Here is a 20,425-nt window from a genome sequence, read left to right on the forward strand (position 1 = left end):
TACTTTTGAACCCTAACCACCTGATTAACAATTAGGCATTTTTTGATTTTAAATTATTTTGGACAGCTGTGATTTTTAACCATTATTTTTTAACAACACTTTTACTTTATTGTTTAACTATTTATTTTAAAAAGTAATCATTTTTTGAAAAAAATTTTGATAGTTGTTGCCAGCCAAGTAGAAATTTTGCCCCAGTACAGGCAACCGGGTAATGATTTTTACTCGCTTCAACAGTATGGTATTCATGCTGATATTCTGATTAGCGGACCAGGAGCAGTTCCAACAGTATTTGCCCTTTCCAGAGCAGCCGATGCTTATGATATCATTATTAACGGGGGAATTGCTGGAAGTTTTACTGAGCAATTACCATTAGGCAATGTAGTTCTCATTGATTCCGATTCTTTTGCCGATTATGGTGTAGATGATAATGGCACTTTTCGACATATCGATAATATTTTACCCCCGTTGCAAAAGGCTTTACCCTTAAGAGAGTTGGTTAACCCATACACTATTAAGCCAAACATAAAGCTAAAAGGGGTTAGGGGAATAACTGTTTCAACCGTTTCGGGTTCTAATGAGCGAATCGCTATGATTAAATGTTCATGGGATGCTCAGGTTGAAACCATGGAGTCGGCTGCGGTTTTCTATGCTTGCTTAAAACTTGGTAAACCATTTTTTTGCCTAAGGGCTGTATCCAATTATGTTGAACCCCGGAATCGCCAAAACTGGAAAATCGAACTTGCTGTTCAAAACCTTTGGAATGAGCTAATCTTACTTGTGAGTTACTTAAATACACTGTAGAATGAACCTATCGCTGAACTTTTCAACTTGCCCAAACGACACTTTTATGTTTTATGCACTGGTGAATGGGTTGCTTACTGACAAATACACCTTTGACGTTCACATGGCCGACATTGAGGATTTGAACCTTTTAGCCCTTGAGGCTAAACCCGATATTACTAAGGTTAGCTATGGTGCATACCCTTTAATTGCTGAGCATTACCAATTACTTGATTCCGGAAGTGCGCTGGGCAAGGGGGTTGGGCCATTGCTTATAAGCACGGAATCCATACCATTTGAACAGGTTAAGCACAAACGTATTGCCCTGCCCGGTGAACATACCACTGCTCACCTTTTGTTTAACTTAGTATTTCCTGATGTGCACGATAAGAGGTTTTACCTATTCTCACAGATTGAAGATGCAATTCTAAACAATGAGGTTGATGCGGGTGTCATAATTCATGAATCACGATTTACCTATCAATTTAAGGGATTAACCAAGCTAATGGATTTAGGCGATGAGTGGGAGAAAATGTCTGGATTACCTACGCCTCTTGGGGGTATTGCAATTCGTCGGTCTTTACCTGATGATATAAAACACGATATTAACCGGTTGTTAAGGGAGAGTGTTGAATATGCATTTCAATATCCGGAAAATACTATGGGATTTGTTTCACAGTTTGCCCAGGAGCTAAGCACTGAGGTAATGCGCAACCATATCAGTTTATATGTTAATGACTTCTCCATAACCCTCGGCCAAGTAGGACGTAAGGCCATAATACAGCTCATAAGTAGCAGCAAACCCACACATAATTTTGACGAAAGGAGCGTTTTTGTTTACGAATAACATAAACCCTTGTAAACAAATCAGATAATCGTTTGTTTTTACTGCTAGAAACCAATTGCTGTTTGGAGATTAACTTAAAAGATGTTAATTTTAAATTAAATTTATTGTGGGTACTTACATACAACAAGCTGAAACTTTAGATTTAATGAAACGACCCTTTATTGGAAAATCAAAACACCTCCAAGATACAATACTTTCACTCGATCATAAGTGGTATGTTGAGTTTTGGGTAATTCGCTACTACTTTTTAGGAATTGAGGTTTACCGAACCAAAAAGGAAAAGGTAAGATATGTTAATGGGAAAAATGGAAATTCTGTCAACCCTCAGTAATCATTTCTTAATAATCCTTTGAACAAATTTTATCAAGCTGCGTTTTACTATTTAGAAACAATTTAAATAGTAAACATATGGCTTTTCAGTTACCTAAATTGAAATACGATTACAAGGCGCTTGAGCCTTATATCGACGAAATGACCATGGATATTCATTACAATAAACACCATGGTGCATATACTAATAATTTGAACAACGCCATTGCTGGCACATCAATAGAAGCGCTTCCAATTGAGGAGATACTTCGGGAGGTTTCCAAGCATTCACCAGCAATCCGAAACAACGGAGGGGGTTTCTTCAATCATAATCTTTTTTGGGAGATTATGTCGCCAAATGGAGGTGGAAAGCCTAATGGCGAGCTACTTAAGGGGATTGAAAAGTTTTTTGGCTCTTTTGATGAGTTCAAGGAAAAATTTTCAAACGCTGCAGTTACCCGTTTTGGTTCGGGTTGGGCTTGGCTGGTTTGGACAGGTAAGGACCTTCAGGTCTTTTCATCCCCCAACCAGGATAACCCCTTAATGGATGTTTCAGAGGTTAAAGGCACTCCCATTCTCGGACTCGATGTTTGGGAGCATGCATACTACTTAAAGTATCAAAACCGCCGCCCTGAGTATATACAGAACTTTTGGAATGTCATTGACTGGAAGGCAGTGGAAGAAAAATATCTTGTTGCTACAGGTAAATAGTTTTTTATTGGTTTAAGTTTGGTTTGGTTTATGTTTTGGTTTGGCGGCCGGTTTTACCGGTCGCTTTTTTTTGTATTTTTATTGGGTTAATATTTATGCTATGTTTTTCAACAGAATTCATATTCAAAATCTTATTCTGTCCTGTTTTTTTACGGTTATTTTCCCTGTTTTAGCCCATGGGCAAAAAATGATGGTCGATACAGCGCAGGTTAATTCTCAGCTTGCTACTGTACGGTCGTTAATTGATGTCAGGGAATTCAGCGCTGCCAAAAAAATTGCTCAAAAAGTATTAGCCAATACAAGCGCTTCAGAATATAATGAGGCGCGTGCTTGGTGTGAGTACTACTTGGGAATCATTTACTTTGAAATAACACCAATTGATTCCGCTTTTTACTGGCTAAATAGAGCAAAAGCTGATTTTAGCCTCATCAACAATCAAATAGCTTTAATAAAAACATACAATCGCTTAGGAATATTTTATAGAAGAACCGATTTGAACGATAGCTCATTGCATTATTACAATCTTGCACTTAATAAGGCAACGGCTATTGCCGATTCTACCGGTTTGGCCGAAGCTAACTATGGTTTGGGTATGGTTAATGCTCAAGTTGGTAACTATACAAAAGCCCTTGAACATTACTCTAACTCTTTGGCAATACGCGAGAAATTGAACGATAAAGCTGGTATTGCCTCCGTATATAATAGCATGGGAATCCTTTTCTGGGAGCAGGGTGCGTATTCTACTGCCCTCGATTTCTTTTTCAAAGCATTACCCCTAAGGGTTGAAACCAAGGACAGACAGGGCGAAGCATTCCTACTTAACAACATAGGTCTAATATTCCGCGATGTGGCTCAGTATGAAAAGTCTCTTGATTATCTCAGGAAGTCGTGGAAAATAAAAATTGAGATAAACGATAAGCGAGGAATTTCCAATTCATTGATGAATATTGGATCGGTTTACCTGCTTTTAGGGCAAGTTGATAGTGCCTTGCTTTACTTTGAGGATGCTCTTGCGCTTAAGCAGATTCTGCTTGATAGGGGTGGGGTTGCCAATATCAACCGTTTTCTTGGCGAAGCTTACATGAAAATCAAAATGTACGATAAGGCTCAGCTATATCTTACAAAAGCAATTGATGGATACACTAAACTCGAAGAACCCCGTGGTGTGGTTGAGTCGAAGTACGATTTCGCTCTTCTACTTTTTCAAATGGGCAATAGCCCTAAGGCTTTCGCACTAGTTGATGAGGTCCTTGAACAGGCAAAAAAACACGGGATGATGGATATGGTGGCCCAATCGTATAATGCGCTTTACCAGTTCAACCTAGCCAAAAATAATTGTCAGGGTGCTTTACAGAACTACGAAAAGTACATTGCGGTTAAGGACTCAATTGCAGGCACTGAAAAGATGAAGCAGATTCTTGCAGCTCAGCTCCAGGTTGAGTACGAAAATATTGTTCGTCAGCATTTTGAAAGGTTCAATGAGCAACTTAGCTTGGTTGATAGCCAAAAGCAGAGTAGAACCCGCCTGTTGATACTGGTCGCCATTGCATTTGTTTTACTCCTCGGGTTGTTTCTGGGGCTGCTTTATAATATGTATAAACGCAAGCAGGCCATGGTTGAGGTTGAGAGCCAGCGAATTTCAGTAGATATCAAACAGCGTGAGCTTCAGGAACAACGCGATGAAATTGAAAGGCAGAAAAACCTTGTGGTTTACCAACGCGATAAAATCATTAACATACTTACGGATTTGGGAGAATCTATTGAGTATGCCCGCAAAATACAGCAGGCGGTTTTCCCAACCGATGCACTGCTAAGCCAGTACTTTAGGGACTTTTTTGTGCTTTATCTTCCTAAGGAGACCGTTGGTGGCGATTTTTACTGGGTCGGGAACTGCTCCGGTAAAATTGGATTTGCGGTTGCTGACTGTACTGGCCATGGCGTTCCCGGTGGCTTCATGAGTATGCTTGGGATTTCAATGCTCAACGACCTTGTTGCAAACACTCCAACATCATCGCCGGGTTTGCTACTTGGTAAGCTCCGCGATAACATAATTTCTGCCTTACGGCAAGGTGGACACGAGGACGACAGCCATGATGGTATGGATGTAGCTTTCTGTACTTTCGATAGGAGTACCCATACCCTTACCTATTCAGGAGCCAACATGCCAATTATTATCAGCACAAATTCTAATATTTCAAATGATAATCGGATTGTTCAGATAGGCGAAGGGCTTATTGAGTTTCGTCCCGATAGAATGCCCGTTGCATACTATGAACGCATGGAGCGATTCAACGAACTTTCGATAAAACTTGAGCCTAACGATACGGTTTACCTATTCTCCGACGGATTTACCGATCAGTTTGGTGGTAAACCCAGTAAAAAATTTGGTTACCATTCGTTCCGTAATCTTATTTTAAGCATTAAGCATCTTCCTCTTTACGAGCAAAAGATGACGCTGTATAGAACACTTGAAAAATGGAAGGGTGAGGAAGAGGCGCAAACCGACGACATACTCATTTTGGCAGTTAAACCAATTTAAAAACTATAGCTATGAAACATGAACTTCCTAAGTTGCAGTACTCACTGAATGCTTTAGCTGAGGTAATTTCGGAGAAAACAATGGAGTTCCATTACGGGAAGCACCATCAGGCTTACGTTAACAACCTGAATAACCTGATTCCCGGAACAAAGTTCGAGAATGCTAGCCTTGAGCAAATAGTTATGGAGGCTGAGGGTGGTGTCTTTAACAATGGCGCACAGGTTTGGAATCACACGTTCTACTTTGAAGCATTCAGTCCGGCTCCAAAACATAAGCCCGAGGGTGATCTACTTAAAGCTATTGAGGCTTCATTTGGTTCATTTGAAGAATTTTTAAGCAAGTTCTCCAATGCCGCTGCCACCCTTTTTGGTTCAGGTTGGGCTTGGCTTGTGGTTGATACCGATGGGAAATTTAACATTACCCAGGAATCAAATGCTGGGAATCCTTTAAGAAAAGGGCTAAAGCCCTTACTAACCTGCGATGTGTGGGAGCATGCCTACTACCTCGACTACCAGAATCGTCGACCCGACTACATTCAAGCTTTCTGGAAAATTGTTGACTGGAGTGTGGTTGAAAAACGCTTTGAAAAGGTTAGGTAAACATGCTAAGGGATCTTGTAGTTCAAAATCGCAGCTATCGTAGGTTTGACCAATCCCATAATATCGATTTAGGGCTGCTTGAACAGCTGGTTGAGCTGTGTAGGTTTTGTCCTTCGGGCCGTAACCTACAGCCACTTAAGTTTATGATTATCAATACTCCTGAATGGTGCAACAATGTGTTTCCTAATCTGGCATGGGCAGGTTACTTGAAGGATTGGGATGGCCCTGTTGAGGGGGAACGTCCATCGGCTTATATTGTAGTTCTTGAGGATCAGAGGTTGTCAACAGCATCGCAGTGGGATCAGGGTATAATGGCGCAAACCATTCTTTTGGGTGCGGTTGAAAAGGGGCTTGGGGGGTGCATTATTGAATCGGTTAAAAAAGAAAATCTGCACAAATTACTCAATCTACCTGAATATCTAAAGGTCGCACTGGTGATTGCCCTGGGCAAACCAGTTGAGAAAGTTGTTATTGATGATATAGATGATTCGGGAAGTGTAATTTACTGGCGCGATTCAGAACAGGTACACCATGTTCCCAAGCGAAAGTTAAGTGAACTGATTTGGCGTGGTTAGCCCATTACTGCTATAGGGCCGTATCCACAAATCTTGCAGTATCCTCTAGTGTCAATCATTTTCAATGTAGTACTATATCCATGCCTCTCAATAACAGTGGTGTTACACGAGGGGCATGTTGTTTTTGTGCCGATATCGGAGTTGTGGACGTTGCCAATATATACAAATTTTAGGTATTCCATGGCAACATCTCGAAGTTCTACCAATTTTTCAGGAGGGGTTGGAGGGATGCTTAACTTGTAAGCGGGATAATACCTGTTGATGTGTAAGGGTGTGTCGTTACCCAAATTTTCATTAATCCACCTAAACATCTCTACTGCTTCATTGGTTGAGTCGTTAAGTTCCGGAATAACCAGGAAGGCAATCTCTAAATGGTTGCCATTCTTTTTTATGGTCTTTAAATTGTTTAGCACTGGGGCTAACTTTCCGCCTGCTTGAGTTTTATAAAACTCATTGGTAAAAGCTTTTAAATCGATATTAAATGCATCAATAACATCAAGAAGTTCAAGTAGGGGTTTATGGTTAATAAATCCGTTCGATATCATTACATTTTTTAAATCTTTGCCTTTAGCCAATCGTGCCGTTGCAAGCATAAGTTCAAAGAACACGGTTGGTTCATTGTAGGTGTAGGCGATGCCAATGTTCTGTGGTAAAAACAGAGCCTTATCAACAATATTTTCCGGCAAATTTTCTCTTAATCGGCTATTTGAGTCAGGAACATATTGCGATATTTCATAGTTCTGGCAGAATGAACACCTTAGGTTGCAGCCATAGCCACCAATTGAGTAAATTTTGCTACCGGGGTAGAAATGGAAAAGGGGCTTCTTCTCAATGGGATCTAATCCTGACGATGCTATTACTCCTGAGATCAGGAGTCTCATTTCGCCATTATCGTTATAACGGGTTTTGCAGATACCTCTCTTACCGGGGGTGAGTTTACACTCATGAGGGCATAAATTGCATTGTACCGCCTTATTCTCTAGGTGCATGTAATATAATGCTTCCATACCTCACTTGTTTTGCCAGTTCACAAGTTAGTTATTTTTATAGGTGAAAATCAACAGCAAGCATTGGTTTTTATATCGGCTATTTAATAAATTTAGGGTGATAATGTTAAAACCTTTTTACTATGTCAGCCAGCATTCAACTTGCACTTGTAACCATTGGTTACTTACTTTTTATCATTGGGTGGGGGATTTATCAAGGACGAAAGGTTAAGAATAATGCCGATTACTCCATTGCCGGCCGAAACCTACCGGGTTGGGTTGCTGCCCTTTCCGAAAGGGCAACTGGCGAATCGTCGTGGGCGCTGTTGGGACTACCAGGTGCTGCCTACGCAATGGGAATAGCTGAGTTGTGGACTGCAATTGGTTGTGTTGTGGGAATAATTACCGCTTGGTGGCTTTTGGCTTGGCGCCTGCGCGATGAAGCCGAAAAGTATTCGGCTACCACTTTTTCCGATTATCTTGCTGCACGTCATGGTGAGGTTGCCAAATGGATACGGCTGGTGAGTAGTTCAACCATTGTTTTCTTTTTCTTCCTTTATGTAGGCGCTCAATTCCTGGGAGGCGGTAAAACCTTAGATACCATGTTTGGCATTAAGCCTCAATGGGGAATGCTCATTACCGCACTAATCATTATCCCTTATACCATTTACGGAGGATTTCAGAGCGTTGTATACACCGATGTGGTTCAAGCTTTAGTAATGATTTTCACCTTAACGGTTGGCCCAATTGTCGGGTTTTTCTACCTGGCAAACCATCCTGAGGTATACTCAAGCTCCATTACCATTGCTCTGGAGAGCGCGAGTCCAACCCATGCTTCGTTATTCAATGGTTTAAAGGGAGCAGCCGCAGGTATGTTTCTTGTGGGTGGCTTTAGCTGGTTCTTTGGTTACCTAGGTGGAATGCCCCAGCTAACCATGAGGTTCATGGCCATTAAGGACGCCAGGCAGGCTAAGCTTGCGCGTAATATTGGCATTACCTGGACAGTTGTTGCCTACATTGGCGCTATGTTGCTCGGAATGATTGGTTTAGCCATTTTTGGCCCCAACGCCCTTACCGACAGGGAGTATGTGATGCCTGCTACAATCATGAAAATATTCCCTCCGGCACTTGCAGCCTTACTTATAACAGGGGCTATTGCTGCAATGATTTCTACTGCCGATTCATTGCTTGTGCTATCATCAACTGAGCTAAGCGAGAATATTGTTAAACCATTCAGGCGTATTAATGACGAAAGGCTCGTTTTACGCCAATCACGAATTATTACCGCTTCGCTTGCCATAATTGCTTTGGCAATAGCCTATGTATCGCCCCAGAAAGTGATATTCACCCTGGTAAGCTACGTGTGGGCGGGTATTGGTTGTACCTTTTCTGTAGTAATACTTCTTACCCTTTTCTGGAAACCCTTTCATGGGAGGGCAGCAATAACGGCTATGATTTTGGGTTTAGTTTTTACTATTGTATGGATTAGCTCTGGAATGGATAAGGTGGTTACAGCAAAACTTGTTAATTTCTTCTTTACATTGATAGTGGCTGTTTTATCAACCTATTTAATTCCATCAAAGAAATAAAAAAGGGAGCTGAACAGCTCCCTTTTTTGGGGTTTTATTGATTAGAACGTTACAGCAGTTCTAAAGCTGATTGTTTTGATGGTTTCAGCGCTCCCCTTAATGATTCCATTTCCGTCAAGGTCTTGGAATGTCCATCGATAGTCAATTCCAACAATGGCTCCTTTGTAGTTGTAGCCAATATTAAAGCCCACAAGTGAACTTGGGGTTTTCCATTGCCTGAAATCTTGAACGTTGTTCTGGATGTAGTATCCTTTTAGGTCAGCAAAGTGAAGCATTTTCTTGAGGGTTTCACCCATACGAACTTCACCGTGTAGTGAACGCATATGGGTTTTGTCAGAACCAATAAGATCCTGATATCCTGCATAACCCACAACATATCCAAACATGTTCAGCTCTGCACTGGCATAAATACCATTAAGTTCCTGCTGGATGGTAATTAATTGCTGCTGCTTGGTTATTACGCTATCCCTTCCAATGAACTGTGCTCTTTCCAGCTCATAGGTGTTATTGAAGTATCCAAACAGGAACTCTTTGGATGAACGACGGTATTCAGCCTTGAAGGTTAAGAAGTTCTGAACATTGCTGGTTCCAAGAATCATCCTAATACCGGGTATAGCTACGCCCCACCCGTAGGTTCTATCCTCACCTCGTAGCTGGGTTATATGGGAGTAAATATCAAACTTAAAGTTTTCCTTACGGGCAATAGGAATTCCAATATCGAAGCTGTATGCGAACATCTTAGAGGTTTGGTTATTCAGGTTGAAGAGGTTTTCCATTCTGATTGTATCAGCTGGAACCAAACCAAGGCTCAGAAGTTTTTGGTAGGCTTCCTCACGGGTTGCACCCCAGAATGGGTCGTTAAGGAGGTGATTCCAATCAGTTAGGGATATTTTATCCATATCCGTTGCCAGGTTTTTATCCCTGGGGTAAAGGTCAATCAGGTTTGGAACACCATCGCCGTCTCTATCTTCAAATGCGTTGTACTCGTTAAGGTCTGCAACGCCAGTAACCCCAAACTCAAGGAAGCGTAGCGGGCGGTAGAAAATACGGCTACCCACCAGCATTGCCGACTTGCGGGGCGATTCAACAAAAAGTTCTTTCATGTCGTTAAAGAAAAATTCACCACCTGCAACCGGCATTCCCTTGTAACGCTCAGCCGGAATCCAGAACGACAGTTCGCCACCATAACGCCTGCGCGATGGATACTGAATCATGTTGGAGTAGCCATTCACAATGTTGGCGTAACCCAAGTAGGTGTAATCCAATCCGCCCAAACGGATGTAAAACGGATCGTCCTTTTTACCATATCGGATGTAGTAAATTTTATCGATATAGTCCTGCCATTCATCCCATTCATCTTTCCTGATTTGTCCGTTTTCGTCAAAAAGTAGCTGGATATCGATGCCGAAACCGAACTTACCTATTGGGATATCGGTACGGAGCGCAAATTGCTGATAGGTTTTACCATCAATGGTAACCGCTCCTATAACGGCTCCACCAGTAACACCTGCTGTGTCGCTCTTGGGGAGTTCCTCCATTTGTGCGTAAGCCGCTACAAATGAAAACGTAAGCATAATGCTTACCAGGATTTTTTGGAATGCTTTCATTGCTAATAGTGTTTGGTTAAACATTTTTTTCAGTGCCAAAAGGGTAATATTAATTGTTTCAAATTTATTTTAAAACCATTTAACACAAATAACAGGCCAAACTTTTTTTCATGGGAATGCAATTTCTCCTTTGCCAGTCTTCATTTTATTCCCACTAACAAAAATCCCCTTGAAAAAGTTCTCAAGGGGACTGATTTTATTGCAATTCGTACTTTACAAATCAATCTTGTCAAATCCGCAGTAGGGTTGAAGAACTTTGGGAATCTTAATACCATGTGGGGTTTGATTGTTCTCAAGTAGCGCTGCCACAATACGGGGCAATGCAAGCGAACTTCCGTTAAGGGTATGAGCCAGCTGTGCTTTCTTGTCGCCCTCCTCCTTAAAGCGAAGCATCATGCGATTTGCCTGAAACGATTCAAAGTTCGATACTGAGCTAACCTCAAGCCACTTGTGCTGGGCTGCCGAAAAAACCTCAAAGTCATAGGTTAGCGCTGAAGTGAAACTCATATCGCCACCGCAAAGCTTAACAATTCGGTAGGGGAGTTCCAGTTTCATAAGTAGCCCCTCAACGTGGTTAACCATTTCTTCAAGGGTTTCGTATGAACGGTCGGGGTGCTGTATCTGAACAATTTCTACCTTATCGAACTGGTGTAACCTGTTTAAACCACGAACATCCTTTCCGTACGAACCTGCCTCGCGGCGGAAGCATGGAGTGTAAGCGGTTAGCTTAATGGGGAGCATCGCTGCATGTAAAATTACATCGCGGTAAATGTTTGTTACTGGAACCTCCGCAGTAGGTATCATGTAAAATCCGTCAGCGGTTACATGGTACATTTGCCCATCCTTATCGGGGAGCTGTCCGGTTGCGTAAGCAGAGTCCTCGTTCACCATGTGCGGTGGTTCTACCTCCTCGTATCCGGCTGCAGTATTGTAGTCAAGGAAAAAGTTAATCAAGGCTCTTTGGAGCTTTGCACCCTTACCTCTATATACTGGGAAACCACTACCGGTTATTTTGACGCCAAGTTCAAAATCGATGATATTGTACTTTGAAGCCAGGTCCCAGTGTGGCAAGGCCTCCTCGTGTAGTTTTGGAATACTCCCTCCAGATCGAACTACAACGTTGTCGCTTGCGCTTACACCCTGCGGAACTGATTCATGGGGCAGGTTAGGCACCTGGAGCAGAAGTTTAGTTTGCTCATCTTCAACCTCTTTAAGTTCCTGCGAGAGGTTTTTGGACAGTTCCTTTAGTTCAGCCGATTTTGCCTTGGCTGCGTTTGCCTCAGCTGACTTCCCCTCGGAAAATAGTTTTCCAATTTCCTTTGCAATCCGGTTTTGCTCAGCAAGGTTATTGTCAAGCTGAAGCTGAATAGCCTTACGCTTGTCGTCAAGTTCTATAATTTTGGCAATAATTACAGAACCATCAAAATGCTTTACTGCTAACCTACGGATAACTTCCTCGGTATTCTCTCTGATATACTTTAGGGTAAGCATAGTGTTGGGTTTTTAATAAAACAAAATCTCCTGTTCAATACTTGAAGGCATTGCACAGGAGACCAAAGTTATGAAAATTTTAGAAAAACTACGATTCTTGTGGTAAAACTGATACGTACGATTTGTCGTCGGCTTTTTTGCGGAAAGTTACCACACCGTCAATTAAGGCGTAAAGGGTGTGATCCTTGCCCATGCCAACATTCATACCGGGATAGTGCTTAGTTCCTCTCTGGCGTACAATAATGTTGCCAGCTTTGGCAACCTGACCACCAAAAAGCTTAACGCCTAAGCGTTTGCTGTGCGATTCGCGTCCGTTACGGGAACTACCAACTCCTTTTTTGTGTGCCATGACTAATCAATATTTTCGTGTTATGCTACTATTTCTGCAATCTGAATCTGAGTATAGTTTTGGCGGTGTCCATTTTTCACCCTATACCCTTTACGACGTTTCTTCTTGAATACAATAACCTTGTCGCCTTTAACATGGCCAAGGATTTTAGCAGTAACCGAAGCGTTCTTTAGTTCAGGAGTTCCCACGGCTACTTTACCATCGTTGTCAACAAGCAGCACCTTGTTGAACTTAACCTCTGTTCCTGCCTCTCCCTCAAGCAGGTTCACGTAGATCTTTTGGTCTTTTTCTACTTTAAATTGCTGTCCTGCAATATCTACAATAGCGTACATCGTATTTAGTATGAATTGTTTGACAATATTTTGGGCTTGCAAAGGTATAAAAGTTTAATTAATTGTCAAATAATCAGTAAAACTTTTTTGTGTTTTTATCATTTAACTTGTTTGTTATCGGAATTCATGTACTTTTCGGGGGCTAACTTTTTATGCTCTTCCATAATTAACTGGTTCAGGCGCTTTGTCAAATCAGGGACTGAAGTTGATAAAACCTCTTCAACTTTAACAGGGTCAAGAACCTTTAATGTTAAGTCCTGGCGTAGTTTAACAATTCCTGGTTTTGGGAAAATATCCTTTGAACCTTCAATAACTATAGGTAGAATGGGCGAATTTGCTTGCTTAGCCAACAGAAATGCCCCTTCCTTAAATCGCTTAACCTGACCATCCTTTGTTCTTGTACCTTCAGGAAATATTAGTACGGAACTTCCTCCTTTTAGGTGTTTTAGCCCCTGAGAAATCATCTTTTTAGTACTCACTGCACTGGCTCGGTCAATTAGTATGCTATTGTTAAGAATAAGGTTCCACCCAATAACTGGAACCTTGGCCAACTCCTTTTTGGCCACCCACTTGAAATGGGTGAAAAGTCTGTAAAGCAGCATAATATCGAAGGCGCTTTGGTGGTTGCAAACTATGACATAGGATTTGCTTTTGTCAATTTTTTCTAACCCTGAAACTTTGATTCTCCATCCCGGGTTAATACAAATGTAAAACATCGCCCAAACCGACGAATATTTATGCAGTAGTATTAAACGCCTATCCCACCAGAAAGTTAAGAGCCATACAACAAAATCAATTAGAAAGAGTAGGAATGCCGTAATGGCGACAAATAACCATAAAAAAATGGATACAATTAGCATCAGAATATGTTTGGCTCCTTTCATAGCAATAATTTTCCTGCAAAAATAGCAATTGTTTGCAGGAATTGATCGTGGGGTTTTCTTACTATATTTGTTGATATACTAATTTGAGATCAATGCCGTTTAAGTTATTTTAGAACCTATGCCATACGTTACAGTGTATGAGTTAAGAATTTCCACATTGAGAGGTTAAGCAATGTTCAATATGCAAAAGGCTTTGTTACTCCTACATGGAGTTTGAACTGAATAATTCTTTTTGCATGGTATTTAGTATGTTAATTATTAATACATTTGTAAAACGTTATTACTAACAGATTAATAAACTGGTATATGAAACCCTTGAAATTTCTTGACAAGATAGCCATTTGGATGTTGAGGCTAAGCTTTGCCGGATATCTTATTTTGGCTAACATCGGGTATTTCAGAAGCATAGCTATTTCCGATTTCCAATTCTATGTTGCATTAGCAGTTGTTGTTTTGGCTGTGTTGTTCATTGTAGGAGGTTTCACCTCAAATCAGGGGTTAACTGTGATATCATCCATAGGGATCTTTTTAGTGCTATTGTATAAAGCTCTAACTCCTTGGCCTCCAACTCTCACCGATCACTTTTTAGTCCAGATAGTCCTAGCTTCGGTGGCACTCGTATTTGCTAGCCGAGGGAATTGATACATTTTAACTGGTTTGTTTTTGTAATAACATCAAATGGCATTAACTTTGCAATCAATTCATTAAAATGAAAATTACGGGCATGCGATTTATAGCATCACTCCTCATAACTTTTCTTCCAATCTTCTCCATTGCACAGGAAGCTTTGGACACAATAATTCTGGTAAGTAACCGAAAGCTTATTTGCAATGTAAAATCGGTAAGTTCAAGCAAAGTAACAATCCTTAAGAAAGGTGCTGCTGCACCTGAAGAGCTTTCGCGGAAGCAAATCCATAAAATACTTTACGCAAACGGTAGGGTGGAAAAGTTTAACGATTTGGCCTTTAAAATGATAGATGAGACCAATTTCCAATCGGTAGTGATAACAACTAATCCTGCCGACGTAGATGGTCTCTATATATATGGCAAAGTAGAATCTGTATCGGGGAAAAATAGCAAGAACGCCAAATCGGCTGAAAAAAATGCCCGTATCCGGTTACAGCGAAAGGCGGCTGCCCTAGGGGCAAACTATGTACTGGTTACCAAAAGCGAGAGTAGAGGTGGTTATAGAGAGGTTCCTACGCACTACTACGAGGGGGTTGCGTATGGTTTTGAGCCTCCTAAAAACGAGAACCAAACACCTCACTAGCGCTAAAACAGTTTACCAATTATTTCTTGAATCTTTTCAGAGTGCTCAGTCTTACCTAATTCATTTTTAAGGTAAGCGTAATCGTGTCGTTTCCCCTCCAGGAATTTTGCCAGATTACTTACCCAGCTAATGCTACTTTGTTGTATTTCAACACTCTCAATAATTCCATTTGTTACCCTCAGAACAAGAAAATCTGAGTCGATATTTACCTTGAAGTCATAGCTTGCATTGTAGCCGTAGTTCCAGTTCCAATCGGTATACTTTGTGGTGGCAAGTGTGCTAATAGTTCTTTTTGCGCTGTCATCCAGTTGTAAGGGAGTGGCAGAGTGGTATTTAGTAAGAAATTCTGAAAGGGCTATTTCAAAAGTTTCAATAGCCATAGGGTGAGGAAGAAGCTCTGCTATGTTTATTGTTTGGCTTCGGTTCGATCGTATTGCCCTGTCGGTATAGCTATCCTCATTGGACTTTATGGCTTGCTCCAACCAGAACATGTTGGTACTATACAGGAGGGTTCCATGGTGCATTACCCTGTTTTTATAAACATGTTCTGCATTGCCCGAAATTTTATAGTTGCCAATCCTAATATCATTCTTTTCGCCGCGGTAGGCATTTAAACCAAGCTCTTTCAGGAATTCAATAATTGGTGTTGTAAAGCGTTTAAAATCAACCAAATTACCCTCTCGGCCGTTTACTATGAAGCAGAAGTTAACATTCCCTAAATCGTGAAATACGGTTCCGCCTCCCGATAACCTCCGAATTACTGGAATTTTGCTACTGTTGATAAAGGTATGGTTCAGTTCTGCCATAGTGTTCTGGTGTTTACCAACAATAACCGAGGGGGTATTACGGTATAGAATAATATAATCGTCACTACTATGCTTTAAGAGGTATTCCTCTGTAGCAATGTTAAAGTATGGGTCGTGTGTAGGCTGAAGTATTATTCTCATTATGGTTGTAACCTGTAAAATAATCTACATAAATATAAACTTCAAAAAGTTGATTTGGTTCTAATTAAATAGCAGTTTACTATTTTTGTAAACCAAAAATACTGATATGACAACCTACGAGAGTAAGATTGTGGCAATTAGTAAAAGGGCCGAGGATGTTTTTAGAGTGCTTTCCGATTTCCGCAACTTTTCGCCAATGGCAAAGGACAAACTTGAGGAGTGGCAAGCTACTGAGGATAGCTGTAGCTTCAAGTACAAAGGTATGGGACCATTTGGTATCAAAATCATTGAGCGCGATGAGTTTAAAACTATAAAATTTACTGGTGATGAAAAATCACCCATGGAATTTTTCATGTGGATTCAGCTTAAGGAGGTTGCACCTTACGATACCCGCATGAAAATCACTGTTAAGGCAGAGCTTAACATGATGATGCGCATGATGGTTGGCAATAAGCTTAAGGAAGGAATCGATGCCCTTGCCGATGGCATTGCTGCCGCTTTTAATGCGGTATAGCTTAACCTATATTATAAAGGTTACTTCTTTAAATGCAAATGTCCTAATTGCGCCTTCCGCAGTCCTTAGGACTAACTCCCCAGTGGGCTGAATGCCTATTATTGTAGCATAAAACTCCTCGCCATTGGAGTAATACTTGCAAAGCTGATTTTTTCTGTAAATGGCATTAAAGTAGTCATTATCGATGTTTTCTCTGTAGCCTTCAGTTAGCTGTTGGTACCGTCCATCAATGCAGCTAACCATTTCAGCTAATGCATTACGGGGATCAACCCTTGTTCCAGTTTCGAGTAGTAAAGATGTTGGATTTGGCAAATCGTCGGGGAAAGAAACCTGGTTTAAGTTTATACCCACTCCAACAACTGAACTTTCCAGGTACTGACCACTAAAGCTATTCTCAATGAGTATTCCGCAAACCTTACTATCACCTATATATATATCGTTTGGCCATTTAATTTTTACTGGTTTGTTTGTCACATAGGCTACAAGCCAATCGGAAACTGCAAGCGATATTGCTTTTGAAAGGTAGAATTGCTCAGCAACGGGTAGGAAAGTTGGACGAAGTAAAACGCTAAAGGTGAGGTTTTGCCCCTCTTGGCTTTCCCATGCGTTACCTCGCTGTCCTCGCCCTTGCTCCTGAAATTCAGCCGCTACAACAATTCCTTCATCTGCACCTTTTGTGGCATACTGTTGACAAACATCGTTTGTGGATGAAACCCGTTTATGCCATTCAACTTGAAAAACTACTGACACGTCAATTAATTTTTATGCCCGTTTTATTACGTTGATTTTTTGGTATAGTTGCATGTTTGGGGGCATAGATTGATGTTTTAAAACAGCAGTTTGCTATGTTGGTTAATAATTGGTATCTTTAAGGCCAATCAAATTAAAAATTTAAACAATTAGGTTGATATGAATAAAGAAATCTTCAAACTTGAACCGCAGCGTGTTTGGAAACATTTCCATAGCTTAACGCAAATTCCTCGCCCATCAAAAAGCGAGAAGGCTGTAATTGATTTTGTAGTAAAATTTGGGAAAGATCTTGGGCTCGAAACCATTATCGATGAAGTAGGGAACGTTATCATCCGTAAGCCTGCTACTCCGGGCATGGAGGATCGTAAAGGTGTTATTCTTCAGGGCCACCTCGATATGGTACCCCAAAAGAATAACGATAAAGTTCACGATTTTGAAAAGGACCCAATTGAAGCTTATGTTGATGGGGAATGGGTAACAGCCAACGGTACAACTCTTGGAGCCGACAACGGTATAGGTGTGGCGGCTGCTATGGCTGTGCTGGAAGCAACTGACTTAGTACATGGCCCTGTTGAAGCCCTTTTCACCATTGACGAGGAGACTGGAATGACCGGGGCTTTTGGGTTAAAACCCGGCCTGCTTAAGGGCGATATCCTTATCAACATGGACTCCGAGGACGAAGGTGAACTTTACGTGGGTTGTGCTGGTGGACTGGATGCCAACATTGAGTTTAATACCAAACCTGAGTCAGTACCCCAAGGTACCACTGCCTATAAGCTTGCCATTACAGGGCTAAAGGGAGGACACTCCGGTATGGATATTAACCTTGGTCGCGGTAACTCCATTAAACTCCTTTTCCGCTTCCTTTACAATGCCGAGAAGGAATTCGGAGTACGCATTGCCTCAATCGATGGCGGAAGCTTGCGTAATGCAATCCCACGCGAAGCATTTGCCGTTGTTGTGGTTCCTGCTGATAAAGCTGCTGCATTTGAAAAAGCCGTTAAAGAGTATGAAAGTATTTATAAATCAGAGTTTGCTTTAAGTGAACCATCGCTTTCGTTCACCTCGGAAAAAACAGGAAATCCTTCAACAGTTATTGACAACCAAACACAATCAAAGGTTATCAGAGCCTTTTTTGGCTGCCCCAACGGCGTTATTCGAATGAGCGACTCAATCCCAGGTTTGGTTGAAACCTCCAACAACCTTGCACGCGTTTACACCGATGGCGAAAAAGTAAAAGGCCAGTGCTTACTGCGCAGCTCAGTTGATTCATCAAAGGATGCATTAGCTCAAAAAATGGCTGCCATTTTTGAACTCGCAGGTGCTAACATTAATTTTACCGGGGGCTACCCTGGGTGGAAACCTAATCCAAACTCAGCCATACTCAAGGTAATGCAGGATGTTTACAATAAAAAATTTGGCAAAGTGCCCGAGATTAAGGCAATCCATGCCGGGTTAGAATGCGGTTTGCTAGGTGGTGTTTACCCTAACTGGGATATGATTTCGTTTGGGCCAACCATCCGTCACCCCCATTCACCCGATGAGAAGGTAAACATTGCATCCGTTCAAAAGTTTTGGGACTTTTTGGTTGAAACACTCAAGAATATCCCCCAAAAATAACATGTATGGTTTCAATAAAAAGGGGCTTTTAGCCCCTTTTTATTAGTTAATCATCGGTTCTGAGAATATTTATTCACTGTAAATATTTGTTACAAATCCTTGCTCTTTTGTATCGTAAGTCTTGAATTTCTTTCATAACCCTTGTATATTTAGGAGTTAGTTTTAATGAAATTATTTTACTGAAATACTATTCTGGAATATGCAAAACTGGGTTGAAGTTATTTCAAGGTACAACTATCCCGACCATCTAAAAAGCTGGTGGCAGGTAATAAATTCTGTGCTGCCCTATTTTGCGCTTTGGGTGGCTATGTACCATAGTTTGAAAGTATCATACTGGTTGACCCTAGCTCTTTCCCTCATTGCAGCAGGCTTTCTTGTTCGAATTTTCATCATTTTTCACGATTGTGGGCACGGTTCCTTTTTTAGAACTGAAAGGTTAAATCGATTAGTGGGAATACCCCTTGGGTTATTGGTGTTTACTCCTTACCATCGCTGGCATCGCGATCACTTTATTCATCACTCTACCATTGGCAACCTCGATAAACGTGGTATTGGCGATGTTGAAACCCTAACGGTTAAGGAGTACCTTGAACTTACAAAGTGGGGTAAATTAAAGTACAGAATTTATCGGCATCCGCTTTTCCTTTTTGCAATTGCTCCAATTCTTCTATTTCTTATTCAGTACAGAATACCAAAGTCGTACATGAACTTTAAGCAACAGATGTATATTCACCTTTCCAATATCGCCATCGTTGGTACAATTGTATTACTGATGTGGTTGATAGGTTGGCGTGAATTTATTTTAATACAGCTACCCATAATCTATTTTGCATCAATTGCAGGTGTTTGGCTTTTTTACGTTCAACATCAATTTGAAAGGGTAGTATGGAAGCGCTCCCATGAATGGGACTATCAATCGGTTGCTCTAGAGGGAAGTTCATTCCTTAAGCTCCCTAAGGTTTTACAATGGTTTAGCGGTAACATTGGGTATCATCATATTCATCACCTAAGCCCAAGGATTCCTAACTATAAGCTTCAGAAATGCCACGATGAGAACGAGATGTTTTCACATATTAAGCCACTCTCATTTAGGGAGATATTAAGATCTTTCAGGCTGAGGTTATGGGATGAGGACAGGAAAAAACTTATTACGTTTGACGAACTTCAAGTTGAGTAGTTCGAAATTCATCTAAAAATGTTTATGTGTTCCTATTTTTGGGCGAGAAAATTGTTAATCTAAGGTTTTTGATTTAACTTTTTATCTTCCTATAACATCTTCTAACTCAGTCATATTCTTAATTCTTCCGTTTCACGTTTCACGGTTCACGTTTAACGGATTTGAACTTCCTCTAACTTCCTCTAACTTCCTCTAACTCCATCATATTCCGTCTATTCCGATTCATTCCGATTCATTCCGATTCATTCCGACTCATTCCTCTAGAAATTAGCCTTGCTGAATTTGCTAATCCATGGCACTTGAGTTGATTTGACATCACCTTCATAATTTTTCTTGTATAAATTGACATTGATAGTCAACAATATGTAACTTTTTTTAAAAAAAATCTTGTTTTTTTTGATAATTCCCTTGCGTAATTAAAAACGCTTTTCTACTTTTGCACCCGCTTTCGGAGGGGAGCGCGCGCGGGGGCGGAGCATATGGGGGGAGAAAAAAAAATTTTGAGGTAACCCCTTGCGCGGGACGGAAAAAGTTACTACCTTTGCAGCC

20 protein-coding genes are annotated in these 20,425 nt (G+C 41.0%); 12 read left to right on the forward strand and 8 right to left on the reverse strand.

What is annotated here, in order from left to right:
* Window positions 1-144 precede the first annotated feature (144 nt).
* The 7 genes from WHS63_RS12095 to WHS63_RS12125 all read left to right on the forward strand — a co-directional run bounded on the left by WHS63_RS12095 (window position 145) and on the right by WHS63_RS12125 (window position 6,360).
* Window positions 145-801: a phosphorylase family protein gene (locus WHS63_RS12095; RefSeq protein ID WP_445205328.1), complete on the forward strand. Its 657-nt coding sequence runs from the start codon at window positions 145-147 to the stop codon at window positions 799-801.
* Between the two features lies 1 nt (window position 802).
* Complete coding sequence (locus WHS63_RS12100) at window positions 803-1,627, forward strand: 1,4-dihydroxy-6-naphthoate synthase (RefSeq protein WP_445205329.1); 825 nt, start codon at window positions 803-805, stop codon at window positions 1,625-1,627.
* Between the two features lie 145 nt (window positions 1,628-1,772).
* Window positions 1,773-1,958 carry a hypothetical protein gene (locus WHS63_RS12105; protein WP_369490315.1) on the forward strand — a complete coding sequence of 62 codons (186 nt, stop codon included), beginning with the start codon at window positions 1,773-1,775 and terminating at the stop codon, window positions 1,956-1,958.
* Window positions 1,959-2,035: 77 nt separating this feature from the next.
* Window positions 2,036-2,647, forward strand: coding sequence for a superoxide dismutase (locus WHS63_RS12110; protein WP_445205330.1), 612 nt, complete (start codon window positions 2,036-2,038; stop codon window positions 2,645-2,647).
* Between the two features lie 100 nt (window positions 2,648-2,747).
* Window positions 2,748-5,186: a tetratricopeptide repeat protein gene (locus WHS63_RS12115; protein ID WP_445205331.1), complete on the forward strand. Its 2,439-nt coding sequence runs from the start codon at window positions 2,748-2,750 to the stop codon at window positions 5,184-5,186.
* Window positions 5,187-5,197: 11 nt separating this feature from the next.
* Window positions 5,198-5,785: a superoxide dismutase gene (locus WHS63_RS12120; RefSeq protein WP_445205332.1), complete on the forward strand. Its 588-nt coding sequence runs from the start codon at window positions 5,198-5,200 to the stop codon at window positions 5,783-5,785.
* A gap of 2 nt (window positions 5,786-5,787) precedes the next feature.
* Window positions 5,788-6,360: a nitroreductase family protein gene (locus tag WHS63_RS12125; protein ID WP_445205333.1), complete on the forward strand. Its 573-nt coding sequence runs from the start codon at window positions 5,788-5,790 to the stop codon at window positions 6,358-6,360.
* Here the strand turns inward: WHS63_RS12125 and amrS are convergent.
* Entirely contained in the window at window positions 6,357-7,367 is a 1,011-nt protein-coding gene (gene amrS / locus WHS63_RS12130; protein ID WP_445198936.1) for an AmmeMemoRadiSam system radical SAM enzyme, read from the reverse strand. The two genes, WHS63_RS12125 and amrS, sit on opposite strands and share 4 nt — an antisense overlap.
* Window positions 7,368-7,489: 122 nt before the next feature.
* Between amrS and WHS63_RS12135 the strand changes: the two genes are divergently transcribed.
* Entirely contained in the window at window positions 7,490-8,935 is a 1,446-nt protein-coding gene (locus tag WHS63_RS12135; RefSeq protein ID WP_445198935.1) for a sodium/proline symporter, read from the forward strand.
* Window positions 8,936-8,976: 41 nt separating this feature from the next.
* Here the strand turns inward: WHS63_RS12135 and WHS63_RS12140 are convergent, their stop codons facing one another.
* The 5 genes from WHS63_RS12140 to WHS63_RS12160 all read right to left on the reverse strand — a co-directional run bounded on the left by WHS63_RS12140 (window position 8,977) and on the right by WHS63_RS12160 (window position 13,598).
* Window positions 8,977-10,542 carry a hypothetical protein gene (locus WHS63_RS12140; protein WP_445203124.1) on the reverse strand — a complete coding sequence of 522 codons (1,566 nt, stop codon included), beginning with the start codon at window positions 10,540-10,542 and terminating at the stop codon, window positions 8,977-8,979.
* Window positions 10,543-10,755: 213 nt separating this feature from the next.
* A complete protein-coding gene (gene serS, locus WHS63_RS12145) occupies window positions 10,756-12,033 on the reverse strand; it encodes a serine--tRNA ligase (protein WP_445205334.1) in 1,278 nt (425 codons plus the stop codon).
* Window positions 12,034-12,121: 88 nt separating this feature from the next.
* A complete protein-coding gene (gene rpmA, locus WHS63_RS12150; protein ID WP_445198932.1) occupies window positions 12,122-12,382 on the reverse strand; it encodes a 50S ribosomal protein L27 in 261 nt (86 codons plus the stop codon).
* Window positions 12,383-12,402: 20 nt separating this feature from the next.
* Complete coding sequence (gene rplU / locus WHS63_RS12155; RefSeq protein ID WP_369490305.1) at window positions 12,403-12,714, reverse strand: 50S ribosomal protein L21; 312 nt, start codon at window positions 12,712-12,714, stop codon at window positions 12,403-12,405.
* 98 nt (window positions 12,715-12,812) lie between these two features.
* Window positions 12,813-13,598, reverse strand: a complete 786-nt coding sequence (locus WHS63_RS12160) for a lysophospholipid acyltransferase family protein (protein WP_445205335.1) — start codon at window positions 13,596-13,598, stop codon at window positions 12,813-12,815.
* A gap of 724 nt (window positions 13,599-14,322) precedes the next feature.
* Here WHS63_RS12160 and WHS63_RS12165 point away from each other — a divergent pair.
* Window positions 14,323-14,868 (forward strand): hypothetical protein, encoded by a 546-nt coding sequence (locus WHS63_RS12165; protein ID WP_445205336.1) that lies wholly within the window; start codon window positions 14,323-14,325, stop codon window positions 14,866-14,868.
* Window positions 14,869-14,870: 2 nt separating this feature from the next.
* On the opposite strand, the gene WHS63_RS12170 is transcribed toward WHS63_RS12165, so the two are convergent.
* Window positions 14,871-15,815, reverse strand: a complete 945-nt coding sequence (locus WHS63_RS12170; RefSeq protein WP_445205337.1) for a lipoate--protein ligase family protein — start codon at window positions 15,813-15,815, stop codon at window positions 14,871-14,873.
* 106 nt (window positions 15,816-15,921) lie between these two features.
* On the opposite strand from WHS63_RS12170, the gene WHS63_RS12175 reads away from it, so the two are divergent.
* Window positions 15,922-16,329, forward strand: a complete 408-nt coding sequence (locus tag WHS63_RS12175) for a polyketide cyclase (protein WP_445205338.1) — start codon at window positions 15,922-15,924, stop codon at window positions 16,327-16,329.
* A gap of 6 nt (window positions 16,330-16,335) precedes the next feature.
* Here WHS63_RS12175 and WHS63_RS12180 read toward each other — a convergent pair whose 3' ends face one another.
* Window positions 16,336-17,079 carry a biotin--[acetyl-CoA-carboxylase] ligase gene (locus tag WHS63_RS12180; protein ID WP_445205339.1) on the reverse strand — a complete coding sequence of 248 codons (744 nt, stop codon included), beginning with the start codon at window positions 17,077-17,079 and terminating at the stop codon, window positions 16,336-16,338.
* Between the two features lie 159 nt (window positions 17,080-17,238).
* Between WHS63_RS12180 and WHS63_RS12185 the strand changes: the two genes are divergently transcribed.
* On the forward strand, window positions 17,239-18,699 hold the full coding sequence (locus tag WHS63_RS12185) for an aminoacyl-histidine dipeptidase (RefSeq protein WP_445205340.1): 1,461 nt from the start codon (window positions 17,239-17,241) through the stop codon (window positions 18,697-18,699).
* A 199-nt stretch (window positions 18,700-18,898) separates the two neighbouring features.
* On the forward strand, window positions 18,899-19,876 hold the full coding sequence (locus tag WHS63_RS12190) for a fatty acid desaturase (RefSeq protein ID WP_445205341.1): 978 nt from the start codon (window positions 18,899-18,901) through the stop codon (window positions 19,874-19,876).
* Window positions 19,877-20,425 lie beyond the last annotated feature (549 nt).

Origin of the sequence: Tenuifilum sp. (assembly GCF_037481895.1) — a bacterium.
Lineage (GTDB): Bacteria > Bacteroidota > Bacteroidia > Bacteroidales > Tenuifilaceae > Tenuifilum > Tenuifilum osseticum.

Bases quoted from the DNA above. Each gene is read 5' to 3' on its own strand.
- WHS63_RS12100 (WP_445205329.1), top strand. From the start codon at position 803: ATGAACCTATCGCTGAACTTTTCAACTTGCCCAAACGACACTTTTATG.
- WHS63_RS12105 (WP_369490315.1), top strand. From the start codon at position 1,773: ATGAAACGACCCTTTATTGGAAAATCAAAACACCTCCAAGATACAATA.
- WHS63_RS12110 (WP_445205330.1), top strand. From the start codon at position 2,036: ATGGCTTTTCAGTTACCTAAATTGAAATACGATTACAAGGCGCTTGAG.
- WHS63_RS12115 (WP_445205331.1), top strand. From the start codon at position 2,748: ATGTTTTTCAACAGAATTCATATTCAAAATCTTATTCTGTCCTGTTTT.
- WHS63_RS12120 (WP_445205332.1), top strand. From the start codon at position 5,198: ATGAAACATGAACTTCCTAAGTTGCAGTACTCACTGAATGCTTTAGCT.
- WHS63_RS12125 (WP_445205333.1), top strand. From the start codon at position 5,788: ATGCTAAGGGATCTTGTAGTTCAAAATCGCAGCTATCGTAGGTTTGAC.
- amrS (WP_445198936.1), bottom strand. From the start codon at position 7,367: ATGGAAGCATTATATTACATGCACCTAGAGAATAAGGCGGTACAATGC.
- WHS63_RS12135 (WP_445198935.1), top strand. From the start codon at position 7,490: ATGTCAGCCAGCATTCAACTTGCACTTGTAACCATTGGTTACTTACTT.
- WHS63_RS12140 (WP_445203124.1), bottom strand. From the start codon at position 10,542: ATGAAAGCATTCCAAAAAATCCTGGTAAGCATTATGCTTACGTTTTCA.
- serS (WP_445205334.1), bottom strand. From the start codon at position 12,033: ATGCTTACCCTAAAGTATATCAGAGAGAATACCGAGGAAGTTATCCGT.
- rpmA (WP_445198932.1), bottom strand. From the start codon at position 12,382: ATGGCACACAAAAAAGGAGTTGGTAGTTCCCGTAACGGACGCGAATCG.
- rplU (WP_369490305.1), bottom strand. From the start codon at position 12,714: ATGTACGCTATTGTAGATATTGCAGGACAGCAATTTAAAGTAGAAAAA.
- WHS63_RS12160 (WP_445205335.1), bottom strand. From the start codon at position 13,598: ATGAAAGGAGCCAAACATATTCTGATGCTAATTGTATCCATTTTTTTA.
- WHS63_RS12165 (WP_445205336.1), top strand. From the start codon at position 14,323: ATGCGATTTATAGCATCACTCCTCATAACTTTTCTTCCAATCTTCTCC.
- WHS63_RS12170 (WP_445205337.1), bottom strand. From the start codon at position 15,815: ATGAGAATAATACTTCAGCCTACACACGACCCATACTTTAACATTGCT.
- WHS63_RS12175 (WP_445205338.1), top strand. From the start codon at position 15,922: ATGACAACCTACGAGAGTAAGATTGTGGCAATTAGTAAAAGGGCCGAG.
- WHS63_RS12185 (WP_445205340.1), top strand. From the start codon at position 17,239: ATGAATAAAGAAATCTTCAAACTTGAACCGCAGCGTGTTTGGAAACAT.
- WHS63_RS12190 (WP_445205341.1), top strand. From the start codon at position 18,899: ATGCAAAACTGGGTTGAAGTTATTTCAAGGTACAACTATCCCGACCAT.